This is a genomic window from Curtobacterium sp. ODYSSEY 48 V2, from assembly GCF_023712625.1.
GTDB lineage: Bacteria > Actinomycetota > Actinomycetes > Actinomycetales > Microbacteriaceae > Curtobacterium.
This window is the reverse complement of record NZ_JAMAXX010000002.1, coordinates 47,962-60,222: the sequence shown is the minus strand read 5'-3', so window position 1 is coordinate 60,222 and position 12,261 is coordinate 47,962. Positions and strand designations below refer to the sequence as shown.

12 protein-coding genes are annotated in these 12,261 nt (G+C 72.9%); 7 read left to right on the top strand and 5 right to left on the bottom strand.

Annotated elements, in window-relative coordinates:
• Positions 1-25 precede the first annotated feature (25 nt).
• Together M3666_RS02960 and M3666_RS02955 are read left to right on the top strand one after the other, a co-directional pair.
• A complete protein-coding gene (locus tag M3666_RS02960; RefSeq protein ID WP_209685528.1) occupies positions 26-574 on the top strand; it encodes a dihydrofolate reductase family protein in 549 nt (182 codons plus the stop codon).
• Positions 575-675: 101 nt separating this feature from the next.
• Positions 676-2,007, top strand: a complete 1,332-nt coding sequence (locus tag M3666_RS02955) for an NAD(P)/FAD-dependent oxidoreductase (RefSeq protein ID WP_235426368.1) — start codon at positions 676-678, stop codon at positions 2,005-2,007.
• Positions 2,008-2,199: 192 nt separating this feature from the next.
• On the opposite strand, the gene M3666_RS02950 is transcribed toward M3666_RS02955, so the two are convergent.
• The gene (locus tag M3666_RS02950) at positions 2,200-3,105 is read right to left on the bottom strand and encodes an NAD-dependent epimerase/dehydratase family protein (protein ID WP_251154450.1); all 906 of its coding nucleotides are present in this window, start codon (positions 3,103-3,105) and stop codon (positions 2,200-2,202) included.
• A gap of 95 nt (positions 3,106-3,200) precedes the next feature.
• On the opposite strand from M3666_RS02950, the gene M3666_RS02945 reads away from it, so the two are divergent.
• From M3666_RS02945 to M3666_RS02935, 3 genes are all read left to right on the top strand, one after another.
• Complete coding sequence (locus tag M3666_RS02945) at positions 3,201-3,773, top strand: TetR/AcrR family transcriptional regulator (RefSeq protein WP_251154449.1); 573 nt, start codon at positions 3,201-3,203, stop codon at positions 3,771-3,773.
• A gap of 67 nt (positions 3,774-3,840) precedes the next feature.
• Positions 3,841-5,052, top strand: a complete 1,212-nt coding sequence (locus tag M3666_RS02940) for an acyltransferase (RefSeq protein ID WP_251154448.1) — start codon at positions 3,841-3,843, stop codon at positions 5,050-5,052.
• Positions 5,053-5,178: 126 nt separating this feature from the next.
• Positions 5,179-6,360, top strand: coding sequence for an NAD(P)/FAD-dependent oxidoreductase (locus M3666_RS02935; protein ID WP_251154447.1), 1,182 nt, complete (start codon positions 5,179-5,181; stop codon positions 6,358-6,360).
• Between the two features lie 92 nt (positions 6,361-6,452).
• Here M3666_RS02935 and M3666_RS02930 read toward each other — a convergent pair whose 3' ends face one another.
• Both M3666_RS02930 and fdhA read right to left on the bottom strand, forming a co-directional pair.
• Entirely contained in the window at positions 6,453-7,319 is an 867-nt protein-coding gene (locus M3666_RS02930; RefSeq protein WP_251154446.1) for a UbiA family prenyltransferase, read from the bottom strand.
• 94 nt (positions 7,320-7,413) lie between these two features.
• Positions 7,414-8,634, bottom strand: coding sequence for a formaldehyde dehydrogenase, glutathione-independent (gene fdhA, locus M3666_RS02925; RefSeq protein ID WP_251154445.1), 1,221 nt, complete (start codon positions 8,632-8,634; stop codon positions 7,414-7,416).
• Between the two features lie 189 nt (positions 8,635-8,823).
• On the opposite strand from fdhA, the gene M3666_RS02920 reads away from it, so the two are divergent.
• On the top strand, positions 8,824-9,672 hold the full coding sequence (locus tag M3666_RS02920) for an aminoglycoside phosphotransferase family protein (RefSeq protein WP_251154444.1): 849 nt from the start codon (positions 8,824-8,826) through the stop codon (positions 9,670-9,672).
• 12 nt (positions 9,673-9,684) lie between these two features.
• Here the strand turns inward: M3666_RS02920 and M3666_RS02915 are convergent, their stop codons facing one another.
• Positions 9,685-10,170, bottom strand: coding sequence for a GNAT family N-acetyltransferase (locus tag M3666_RS02915; protein WP_251154443.1), 486 nt, complete (start codon positions 10,168-10,170; stop codon positions 9,685-9,687).
• 207 nt (positions 10,171-10,377) lie between these two features.
• On the bottom strand, positions 10,378-11,292 hold the full coding sequence (locus M3666_RS02910) for a DMT family transporter (protein ID WP_251154442.1): 915 nt from the start codon (positions 11,290-11,292) through the stop codon (positions 10,378-10,380).
• A 71-nt stretch (positions 11,293-11,363) separates the two neighbouring features.
• On the opposite strand from M3666_RS02910, the gene M3666_RS02905 reads away from it, so the two are divergent.
• Entirely contained in the window at positions 11,364-12,212 is an 849-nt protein-coding gene (locus M3666_RS02905; protein WP_066655983.1) for a LysR family transcriptional regulator, read from the top strand.
• Positions 12,213-12,261 lie beyond the last annotated feature (49 nt).

Below are 12,261 nucleotides of genomic sequence, written 5' to 3'. Positions count from 1 at the left end.
TCGCGGCGGCCCTGTGCTCCGCAGCATGCGCAAGGTGACCTCGGGGCTGTTCGCATCGGTCGACGGTGTGGTGCAGGACCCGTACGAGTTCCAGTACGACTCGTTCGACGCCGAGCTCGGGACCGCCATGACGGCGTGGATGGAGCGGACCGAGACGGTGTTGCTCGGCAAGCAGAGCTACCTGGAGTGGTCCGAGTGGTGGCCCCGGCACGAGGACGACCCGTTCGGCCGGTGGATCAACCCGATCGAGAAGCACGTCGCGTCGACCACCCTCGGTGACGACCTGACGTGGCAGAACGCGCACCGGATCCAGGGCGACGTCGACGACTTCGTCCGCGACCTCAAGGCCGGCGAGGGCGGCGACGTCGCGGTCACCGGCAGCGTCACGCTGGTGCGCCACCTGCTGTTCGCCGGACTCCTCGACGAGCTGCAGCTCATGGTGCACCCGGCGATCGCCGGAGCCGGGCGGCGGCTCTTCGAACCGACGGACCCGCCCACCCGCCTGCGCCTGGTGCAGAGCGTGGTGACCAGCAAGGGGAACGTGCTGAGCACCTACGCGCCGTTCGACGCCTGACGGCGGCGGGGCGTGCCTCCAGGCCGGACCGCGGGACCGCTCCATCGGCAGCCGGACGGGCAGGTGGACGGACGGGTGCCGAGACCGGCGTACCCTTCTGGGTGGCCGTCGACCGCACCACCCTGGAGAACACCATGTCCGAGGACACCCGCCCGCACGTCGTCATCGTCGGGGGTGGCTTCGCGGGGATCGCGGCCATGCGTGAACTCGCCGACGCGGACGTCCGGGTGACGCTCGTCGACCGCCACGTCTACAACATGTTCCAGCCGCTCATGTACCAGGTCGCCACCGGCGGCCTGAACGCGGGCGACGTGACGTACTTCCTGCGGAGCCTGCGGGCGAAGCAGTCGAACGCCGACTTCCGGCACGGGCTGCTCACCGGCATCGACACCGAGCACCGCATCGCGGAGATGTCGGACGGTGAGCACCTGCACTACGACTGGCTGATCCTGGCGAACGGCGTCAACACGAGCTACTTCGGCACCCCCGGTGCGTACGAGTACGCCTACTCGATGTACTCCCGCTCGCAGGCACTCCGCATCCGCGACGAGCTGTTCACCCGCCTCGAGCAGGCCGCGGCCCAGCAGGGTCCCGACGAGATCCGCGTGGTGATCGTCGGCGGCGGCGCGACCGGCGTGGAGATGGCCGGCGCCCTGGCGGAACTCCGCGACCAGGCGCTCGTCGGCGCCTACCCGGAGATCGAGCGCGGCAACATCTCCATCACGCTGGTGCACCGCAGCGGCGAGCTGCTCAAGCCGTTCGCCCCGCGCCTCCGTCGGTACGCGGCCAAGGTCCTCCGGAAGCGAGGGGTCGTGCTCCGCCTGGACACGGGCGTCGCCGAGGTCAAGGAGGACGGGGTCGTCACCGCCTCGGGCGAGTTCATCCCCGCGTCGCAGGTCATCTGGGCCACCGGGGTCGCGGCGCACAAGGAGGTCTCCGGCTGGGGCCTGCCGCAGACCCACGGCGGTCGCATCCAGGTGAACGACGACCTGAGCGTGAAGGGCGTGGAGCGGATCTTCTCGGCCGGCGACATCGCGGCGCAGGACGACGCGCTCGCGCAGCTCGCCCAGCCCGCACTGCAGGGCGGCAAGCACGTCGCGCGCCAGGTGGTGCGTCTGCTCGACGGGAAGCCGACCGAGCACTTCAAGTACTTCGACAAGGGCACGATGGCGACCATCGGGACGAACGCCGCGGTGGCGCAGCTGCGCGGCGGCATCACGATGGTCGGCCCCGTGGCGTGGCTGGCGTGGGTCGCGGTGCACATCGCCTCGCTGCTCGGCAACGGCAACCGGCTGTCGACGCTCTCGCACTTCTTCGTCCGCTACCTGTGGTTCATGCGGAAGCGCTCGATCCCGATCGTCGGGGACGTTCGGCCGGTGCGCCCGAACGGCGACCGCGAGCCCGAGCCCTGGCAGATGCAGAAGGCCGAGTAGCCGGCCGGCCGGGCCGGCCGGCGGCCCGGCGCCGGGCCGGCCCGGCCCGGCCGCCGGCCGCCGGCCCGGCGCCGGCCCGAGCCGAGACTCGGCCATGCGGACAGATTCGCGGCGGTTGCGTCGCGAAACTGTCCGCTGTGCCGAGTCTCGCAACCGTGGTGACGAGCGTGACGAGCGCGGCGGGCGCGGCCGTCAGCGCGCGGCGGCGTGTGCGTACGCCCCCGCGGCGATGTCCTCGAGCAGGGACGGCCCGACGGGCTCCCACCCGAGCAGCTCCTGCGTCGCGGTCGACGACGCCGACATCTCCGCGCCGAAGAACCCGCCGATGAACCCGAAGTGCGCCGACGCGTCCGACGGGTCGATGCTCGTGACCGGCAGCCCGAGCGCGTCGCCGATCGCTGCGGCGATGTCCCGCGTGGGGATCCCCTCCTCGGCGACGGCGTGCAACCGTGCGCCCGCGGGGGCCTGCTCGAGACCGAGTCGCACCATGCGGGCGGCGTCGTCCACGTGCACGGCCGCCCAGCGGTTGCTGCCGTCACCGACGTAGCCGGACACCCCGCGCTCGAGCGCGACCCCGGCCAGGTACGCGACGAAGCCGTGATCGCCGACGCCGTGCGTGGTCGGGCTGAACCGCGCAGCGATCGTGCGGACCCCCTGGTCCACGAAGTCGAGTGCCCGGTTCTCGCTGCCACCGCGGGGGCTGTCCACACCGGTGAAGGGAGACGGGTCCCGCTCCTCGGCGGGACGACCCGGAGCCAGGGCGGCGACCCCGGATGCCACCACGAACGGGCGGTCCGTGCCGACGAGGGCGTTCGCGAGGGACTCGACGGCGGCGCGCTCGGTGGCGTTCGTCGCAGCCTGGTCGGACCAGTCGTGCTTGTTCGCGAGGTGCAGGACCCCCTCGGCGCCGGCCGCACCCCGGGCGAGCGCCCCGAGGCCGTCGAGGTCGCCGCGCAGGACCGTGACGCCCTTCGTCTCGAGCGCCGCCGCCGCCGCGTCGGAGCGCGCGAGGCCGGTGACGTCGTGCCCGGCGGCGAGCAGGTCGTCGACGGTGTGGGAGCCGATCCATCCGGAGGCTCCGGTGACGAACACGTGCATGAGTGGTCCCTTCGTGGGGTGTCCGCGGCTTGATGTCACGGACTGACATCACCGTAGCACTCGATGTCAGCGACTGTCATCAGTAGGATCGTCCCATGGCACGATGGCGATCGGGCACCCGGGAACGACTGCAGGCGACCGCACTGCAGCGCTTCGCCGAGCACGGCTACGACGAGACGACCGTCGCCGAGATCGCCGCGGCAGCCGAGGTCACCGAGCGCACCTTCTACCGGCACTTCGCCGACAAGCGCGAGGTGCTGTTCGCCGGGCAGGACGACTTCACCGGCATGTTCACCGACCCGATCGCCCAGGCTCCCGGGGGGACACCCGCCCTCGCCCTGGTCGGTCGCGCGCTCGACTCCGCAGCCACGTTCTTCCCCGACGACCGTCGCGCGTGGTCCCGGGCACGGCAGCAGGTCATCGACGCCGTCCCCGCCCTGGGCGAGCGGGAGCTCGGCAAGCTCGCGACCCTGAAGGTCCACCTGGGCGGCGCACTGCGCGCACACGGGATCGACGAGCCGGCGGCCACGATCGCCGCAGAGACGGCGGTCACGGTGTTCCACCTGTCCTTCACGCAGTGGATCGCGGACGGCGAGGACCGCGACTTCGCGACGATCGTGCACGAGCGGCTGGACGCACTGACCCGGATCCTGCACCCCGGATCTTGAGCGTGCTCTTACCCGGACAGGGCAAGCTCGTCGTCATCCGTTCGAACGATCCTCACAGGGAGGAACCGTGGCGACGAACACCCTCGCCCCCGAGCACGCCCACGCGGTCGACCGCAGCACACCGGTCGGCCGTGGGATCCGTGCTGCCCGGCCGACGCCGCCAACGCCGCTGACCCGCCGCGCTCCGGCCCTCGACGGCCTGCGCACGGTCGCCATCGCGATGGTGATCCTCTACCATCTGCACGTCCCGCAGTTCGATGGCGGCTTCATCGGCGTCACCGTCTTCTTCGCCCTGTCCGGCTTCCTCATCACGACGCTGCTGCTCGGCGAGCACCGGAGGACCGGCCGCATCCGTCTCGGGTCCTTCTGGCTGAAGCGTCTGCTCCGCCTGTACCCGGCGCTGCTCGCGCTCGTCGTCGTCGGCCTGCTCCTCTGGAACTGGGTCGGTGACTACAAGGGCGCGTCGTTCGGGCCCGGCGAGGCCGCGTTCATCGCCCTCACCTACACGGGCAACCTCTTCCGCTCCTTCTGGGACACCACGCAGGGCGTCTTCGCGCACACGTGGTCGCTGTCGATGGAGGAGCAGTTCTACCTGGTGTGGCCGCCCGTCCTCGTGCTGCTGTTCCTGGTGCGGTCGCGTCGGCGGTGGCTGCTCGCCGGCCTCGGCGCGGTGATCGTCGGGTGCTCGGTGGCCGCGGGGCTGGTCTACCGGACGCCGAACAGCGGCGCGACGCCCGACGTCTACTTCTCCCCCGTGCTCGGGGTCGTCCCGCTGGCGACCGGGTGCCTGCTCGCACTGCTGCTCGACGACGAGCGCATCCGCACGTGGGCCGCCGGGATCGCCGGGCACGTCGCGACCTGGGCCGGGATCGTCCTGCTCGCCGGGACCATGCTGTGGATCGGCGACGACTGGGCACAGCACGCCTGGACCTTCAGCGTCGTGCTGCCGCTCACGGGTGTCGTCTCCGCGGTGCTCATCGGCGGGCTCGTGTCGGTGCGGTCGCCGCTGTCGGCCGCACTCGCCTGGTCGCCGGTCTCGTGGTTCGGTCGGCGCGTGTCGTACGCCGCGTACCTCTGGCACCCGCTCGTCATCGCGCTCCTCGACCCATTCGCCGTCGGGCCGTGGGGCAAGGTGCTCATGATCGCGGTCGCCGTCGTCGTGGCGGTCGGCGCCGCGTACGCCGTCGAGGTCCCCGTCGAGAAGGCACAGAAGCGCTTCCGCGAGGCCCGTCGACTCGCCGCCGAGGACCGCGCCGAACGCGCACGCGTCACCACCTGACGAGGTCGGCGAGCGTCCGCCGACGTGACGCACCGCCGGACGGGAGGCCCGTGGCGCGCCCGCCACGCGCCTCCCGTCCGACGACGCCTGGGTGGGTCGTCGCGACCGTTCCGTAGGCTCGCCTCCGTGACCACGGAACGCGTCGACGTGCTCGTCGTCGGGGGCGGGCCCGTCGGCCTGTTCGCCGCTGCGCTCCTCGAGCGGGCGGGCGTCACGGTCGCCGTCTGGGAGCGGCGCGACACCGAGCCGACGGGCTCGCGCGCGATCGGGATCCACCCGCCGTCGCTCGACGCCTTCGCCGCGATCGGCCTGGACACCGCGGTGCTCGCCGAGGCGGTGCTCGTCCGCACGGGCGTGGCCCGGAGTCGCGGACGGGAACTCGGGACGCTGTCGTTCGACCGTGCCTCCGCGACGCACCCGTACGTCGCGACGCTCGACCAGCACCGCACCGAGGCGCTGCTGCGCGACCGGCTCGCGTCCGGGACGCTGCGGACGGGCACGACGGTGACCGCCCTGTCCCGCCGCGTCGGGGACGTCGTGGCGCACGGTGTCGGACCCGACGGTGCCCCGGTCGTCGTCGAGGCGGCCTTCGTCGTCGGCGCGGACGGCGCCCGGAGCGCGGTGCGGGACCTGGTCGGCATCGCGACCTCGGGCCGCGACTACCGCGACCGGTACGTGATGGGCGACTTCGCCGACCCCGAACCCGAGCAGGCCCGGTCGTCAGCACTGGTCGACGTCGGACCGGAGGGGGTCGTCGAGTCGTTCCCGCTGCCGGGTGGCAGGCGGCGGTACGTCGCCCTCGTGCCGGACGACCGCACCGCACCGGCCGATGGCGAACCGGACCCGGACGCCGCCGCCCGCCTCGCCGCGATCGTCGCGGGACGCACCGGTGCCCGGCCCGACCCGGCGACGTGCACGATGACGAGCGGATTCCGGGTGCGGCGGCGGGAGGCGTCGCACGTCGGTGTCGGACGGGTGGTGCTCGTCGGGGACGCCGCGCACGAGATCAGTCCGATCGGCGGCCAGGGCATGAACCTCGGCTGGCTCGACGCCGCCGCGCTCGCGCCACTGCTCGCCGAGGCCGTCCGTTCAGGCACGGGCGGACCGTGGCAGGAGTCCGCGAACGGGTACGCCGTCGGGCGGCAGGCCGCGGCGCGGCGGGCTGCTCGGCAGGCGGAACTGAACATGGCGCTCGGGCGTCCCACGGGCGTGCTCGGGTCGGTGGGGCGGGAGGCGCTGCTCCGCACCGTGCTCGCGCTGCCGAGCGCCGACGGGCTCGCCGGGGTCTACGCGATGCGGTGGGCCTGAGTCAGCCGGTGCCGATGCCGTTTCCGGTGCCAGTGCCAGTGCCAGTGCCTGTGCCTGTGCCTGTGCCGGTCCCGGTGCCGCTTCCGGTGCCGTCAGGCGATCAGTCGGGCGCCGGCGACGCCGAGCTCGACGACGAGGACGAGCGAGGACGCGATGACCAGGCGGAACAGTGCCCGCGTCGGACGACCGGCGAACACGAGGCGGATCCCGACCACCGCGAGCACGACGACCACGAGGGCTCCGACGACCGCCAGGACCGTCCCGGCCGTGCCGACGCCTCCGCCGGCGACCTGGCCGCCGAGCACCAGCGCCGCCGCGACGACGAGCGACCCGAACGCCAGCGTCCCCGCACCCCGGAGCCCCAGCCGGTGGGGGAACCCACGGACGCCGGTCGCCTCGTCGTCGAGCAGGTCCGGCAGCACGTTGGTGCAGTGGATCGCGACGCCGAAGACCGCCCCGGTGGCGATCGCCCACCACGCCGGCCACGAACCGTCGCCCCCGGCAGCGACGGACACGACCGGCAGCAGCCCGAACGCCACCACGAACGGCACGACGGACCAGACCGTCCGCTTCAGCCCGGCGTCGTAGGCCCAGCCGGCCGCGACGAGGACGACGTGGGCGACCGCGGCGACCGGCCCCAGGGCGAGCGACAGGAGCACGGCGACACCCGCGGTCGTCACGGCCGCCGTCCGGACGGTCCCGACGGGGATCAGTCCGCGGGCGACGGGCTTGTCACTGCGGCCGACGGCCCGGTCGCGGTCGGCGTCGATCCAGTCGTTGGCGAGGCCGATCGACAGCTGCCCGGCCACGACGGCGAGCGCCACGAGCACGACGAGCCACCAGGGGTGCCCGACGGCCGCGGCGATCACCGCGGCGAGGACCGTCACGGTGACCGTCGGTCCGGGGTGTGACGACGCGAACAGCAGGCGGACGGTCGAGGGCCTGCTGGTGTCGCTCACACCGGCGAGCGTACGGACCGGTGGCTGCGCGAGTGCGACGCCGGTCATGGTCCGCGCCGCACCGGGTGTCGATGCGACGCGGGCCGTGCGGTGGTCAGGCCGCCGGGATCAGGCCGTTCGGGTTCAGCACGTACTTCGTCGCGGCACCCTTGTCGAACTCCTCGTACCCGCGAGGGGCCTCGTCGAGTCCGATCGGCTTCGCGTTGACGTTCTTCGCGATGCTCGTGCGGTCGTGCAGGATCGCCATCATCAGCTGCCGGTTGTACTTCATCACCGGGCACTGCCCCGTGGTGAAGGACAGCGACTTGGCCCACCCGGTGCCGAGGCTGAGCGACAGGGCGCCCTTCTTCGCGGCCTCGTCGACACCGCCCGGGTCACCCGTGACGTAGAGCCCGGGGATGCCGAGTGCGCCGCCAGCGGCCGTGACGTCCATCAGGGAGTTGAGCACGGTGGCCGGGGCCTCGTGTCCGGCGCCGGAGCCGTGCCCCTTCGCCTCGAAGCCCACGGCGTCGATGCCGCAGTCCACGAGGGGTTCACCGAGGATCTGGTCGATCTGGTCGGCCGGGTCGCCCTTCGTCAGGTCGACCGTCTCGCACCCGAAGCTGCGCGCCTGCGCCAGCCGGTCGGCGTTCATGTCCCCGACGATCACCACGCTCGCACCGAGCAGGAACGCGCCCGTCGCGGCGGCGAGACCCACGGGCCCGGCGCCGGCGACGTAGACCGTCGAGCCGACCTCGACCCCGGCGGTCACCGCACCGTGGAAGCCGGTCGGGAAGATGTCGGAGAGCATCGCGAGGTCGAGGACCTTCTCGAGGGCCTGGTCGCGGTCCGGGAACTTCAGCAGGTTCCAGTCGGCGTAGGGCACGAGCACGTACTCGGCCTGGCCGCCGACCCAGCCGCCCATGTCGACGTAGCCGTAGGCGCTGCCCGGGCGGTCCGGGTTCACGTTGAGGCAGATGCCGGTCTTCCGCTCCTTGCAGTTCCGGCACCGCCCGCAGGCGATGTTGAACGGCACGGAGACGATGTCCCCCACCTTGATGAACTCGACGTCCGGACCGACCTCGACGACCTCACCGGTGATCTCGTGCCCGAGCACGAGGTCCGTCGGAGCGGTCGTGCGGCCGCGGACCATGTGCTGGTCGCTGCCGCAGATGTTCGTCGCCACGGTGCGCAGGATCGCGCCGTGGTTCACCTTGCGTCCGACGTTCGCCGGGTTCACCCCGGGTCCGTCCTTGAGCTCGAACGTCGGGTAGTCGGTGTCGATGACCTCGACCTTCCCGGGTCCCTTGTACGCGACTGCGTGGTTGCTCGCCATGTGATCCTCCTCGATCGGTCGGCGGCGGCACGTGCGGGGAGCGCGCAGCACTGCGGTGCGCTCCTCGTCCCGTCGAGGGGCCGTCTCCGTCGACGGGTGATCCGGACTGTACCGCCCGTGTCCGAGGGCGACAAGGACCGTGCGCGACTACCGGATGACCACTCGTCGCGCACGTGCCAGGATGGCGCCGTGGGGTGGGACGACAGCGGGCTGAGCCCGGCGCAGGCGGCGTTCGTCGCGCAGGTGCTCCCCGGGGCGTCGATGGTGGCGGACGAGTCGTGGGGCCTCCTCGACACCCGGGTGCTCCACGTCCGGAACGGTGCCGGGGAGCACACCGTGAAGGCGTCCGGACCGGAGAACACGCACTTCCCACGGGAGCTGACGGCGCACCGGCAGTGGACCGGGGCGCTCCTCCGCGGTGACGACACGGGCCGTCTGGTCGCCGCGGACGCCGAGAGCCGTGTGCTCGTGCTGGAGCGGGTCCCCGGGCACCTCGCGCTCGGCACCCCCGACGAGACCGCTGCGACCGTGCACCGACAGGCGGGCACGATCCTCCGACGGCTCCACGACCAGGCGGCCCGCACCGATGCGGAGTACCTGACGGCCGAGACCGCGAAGGCACTCCGCTCCCTCGACGCCCCGCACCGCATCGATCCGCAGCTCGAGGACCGCGCGCGGACGCTGCTCCGGTCGTCGACCCCGCACGCCGCGACCCTGGTGCCGACGCACGGCGACTGGCACCCCCGGAACTGGATCGTGCAGGACGGCCGACTGCGTGCGATCGACTTCGGTCGCTTCGGGTTCCGCCCGGCCGCAGCGGACCTCACCCGCCTGGCGGTCCTGCACTGGGAGGACTCCCCCGAGCTCGAGCACGCGTTCTTCGCGGGCTACGGGTCCGATCCTCGTGACACCGACGACTGGCGCTGGCTCCAGCTGCGTGAGGCGGTCGGGACGGCCGTGTGGGCCTTCGCGGTGCACGACGAGCGCTTCGAACGACAGGGGCACCGGATGCTCGAGAACGCCCTCGCCGCCTTCTGACCCGCCGGAGGTTCAGGCGGACGTTCCGGCGAGGGACCTCCGGTACCAACGGTCGGAGTACGGCTCGTCGTTGAACGGCTCGACCCGCCGGTAGCCGAGCCGCTCGTACAACGCGCAGGCCTCGGCGAGCTCCCCGCGGGTGTCGAGCTGGACCGTGTCGACGCCCCGCTCCGCGCACACCCGCTCGACGGCGCGGACCATGCGTCTCCCGATGCCCCGTCCGCGGGCCTCGCCCAGGGTGAACACCTTGGTCAGTTCGGCGACGTCCCCGCGGAAGCGCGCGCCGGCACACGCGACCGGTACCCCGTCGTCGAGGCCGACGAGGAGCACGCCGGTCGTGCCCGTGAGGTCGTCGGAGGGCTCGTCGCGGAGTGCCTGGTCGACCTCGTCCTCCGTCGCGGGGCGGCCGTACCACCGCGAGGCGACCTCGGAGGTGTACCGGCGGAGGATGCTCCCGGCGGCGGGCGCACCGGGGAGCACGGTCTCGATCGTCAGCACGGGGCGAGCGTACTGCCGCGGGGGAGCGCGCCGAGTCCTCCCGGGCGTACTCGGCCGTTCCGGGCGTACCTGGTCGATCCGGGCGTACCTGGTCGTCCGTTCCCACCAGGTACGCCCGGTTCCACCTTCCATCGCAGCCGCTGTGGGAAAGAACGGGCAGCGCCAGAGCCGGAGCCCCGCAGCCCGCCCCGCCCCGCCCGAGCGACGTCAGGCGGCGGCTGCAGCCCGCGGGGCGCTCCGCCGCCTGCCGCCCAGGACCCCGGACGCCAGCGCGATCCCGAGCAGCACGACGAGCCCACCCACGGGCTCGTTCCACCGCAGCGGCTCGCCGAGCACGAGGACCCCGAGTCCCACCCCGACGACCGGTGTCAGGTACGTCACCGTCGAGGCCCGCCCGGCGCCCCACGCCCCGACCAACCGCGTGTTCCACGCGTACGCCAGCCCCGTGCCAACCGCGCCGAGCCCGACCATCGCGGCCACGATCCTCCAGTCCAGCTGCACCGGACCGGTCGCGATGACGGGCGCGACCAGCAGCATGAGCAGCGCCGCCAGCGTGAGCTGCACCGTCGCGACCGTCGTCGGGTCCTGCCCGCTGCCGACGCCGAAACGCCGGAGCCACGCCAGTCCGATGCCGTAGGACGCGGTCATGCCGAGCAGTGCGACCTGGCCGGGGACGGTGGCGAGCACGGCGGGGTCGCCGACCAGGTCCCACGGGCCGACGAGTACGAGGACACCCACGATCCCCAGCACGACGCCGCCGAGCTGGCGGCGGCTGAGCCGTTCGGACGGCACCAGCACCGCGAGCGCGAGGAGCGTCATGATCGGCGTCGTGGCGTTGTAGATGCTCGCCAGACCCGACGGCACGGTCTGCTCGGCCCACGCCATCAGCGAGGACGGCACGGCGTTGAGGAACACCGCGACGACGAACAGGTGTCCCCAGACGCGCCGCTCGCGCGGCCACCGTCGACGGGTCGCGAGCAGCACCACGACGAGCGTGAGGGCTCCGAGGACCGTGCGGACGGTGGCGACCTGCTGCGGTGCGAGTCCCTCGAGCCCGATCTTCGCGAAGAAGAAGCTCGAACCCCAGGTGAGGGCGACCAGGACGTAGAGGAGGGCGTTCACGAGCGCTAGCATCGGCCACGTCCGGCACATGTGTCGAACGACTGACCTGCATGACGGCATGAAGGACACGCATGACCCTCTCGATCCCGCAGCTCCGCGCCTTCGTCGCCACCGTGGACGCCGGCTCCTTCACGGGCGCGGCCACCACCCTCGGCGTCGGTCAGTCCGCCGTCTCGCACGCCGTCGCAGGGCTCGAGCGCGAGGTCGGCGGGCCCGTGGTCCGGCGCGGCGGCGCCGCGGTCGCCACCCCGCTCGGCGACCGCATGCTGGCCCACGCCCGCAGCGTGCTCGCCTCGGTCGACGCCCTGGAGGCCGTGGTGCGGCCCGCCACGATCCGCGGCACCGTGCGCCTCGCCGCCGTCCCGACCGTCTGCCAGGGCCTGCTGCCGCGGCTCCGCGAGCTGTGGGCGGTGACGCTGCCGGACGTCGACGTGCAGGTCTACGAGGGTGACGACGACGAGATGGCCGAGTGGCTCGAGGGCGGCACCGTGGACGCCGCCGTGCTCGTCGACCCGGTGCCGGCACCCCACGGGGGCGTGGTCGTCGCGCGGGACGAGATGGGCGCGGTCGTCCGGCGCGACCACCCGCTCGCGTCGAGTACTGCGCTGACGCTCGACGACCTGCACGAGGACGGGCTGGTCGCCGGCGGCGGAGGCTGCGAGCACCAGATCCAGCGGATGCACGAGCTCGCCGGGCAACCGTTCCGCTGGGCACACCGCGTGCGGGAGATGAGCACGATGTTCGGGATGATCCAGCGGGGCGAGGGGGTGTCGATCGTCCCGACGCTCGGGCGGGTGATGCTGCCGGACGACCTGGTGATGCTGCCCGTGGAGCCGCGGTACGTGCGGACACTCGTGCTCAGCGGACCGGACTCGCGGCCGTGGCACCCGCTGGCCCGGGCCCTCGTCGACGCGGTGTGACCCCGGCCGCCGCCGTTTCTCCGACCTTCGGCCGATCCGGCGCGGGTGC

What these genes read in the sequence shown, in the direction of transcription:
- M3666_RS02960 (WP_209685528.1), top strand. Translation starts at nt 26, where the DNA reads ATGCGCAAGGTGACCTCGGGGCTGTTCGCATCGGTCGACGGTGTGGTG.
- M3666_RS02950 (WP_251154450.1), bottom strand. Translation starts at nt 3,105, where the DNA reads ATGCACGTGTTCGTCACCGGAGCCTCCGGATGGATCGGCTCCCACACC.
- fdhA (WP_251154445.1), bottom strand. Translation starts at nt 8,634, where the DNA reads ATGGCGAGCAACCACGCAGTCGCGTACAAGGGACCCGGGAAGGTCGAG.
- M3666_RS02905 (WP_066655983.1), top strand. Translation starts at nt 11,364, where the DNA reads ATGACCCTCTCGATCCCGCAGCTCCGCGCCTTCGTCGCCACCGTGGAC.
- M3666_RS02945 (WP_251154449.1), top strand. Translation starts at nt 3,201, where the DNA reads ATGGCACGATGGCGATCGGGCACCCGGGAACGACTGCAGGCGACCGCA.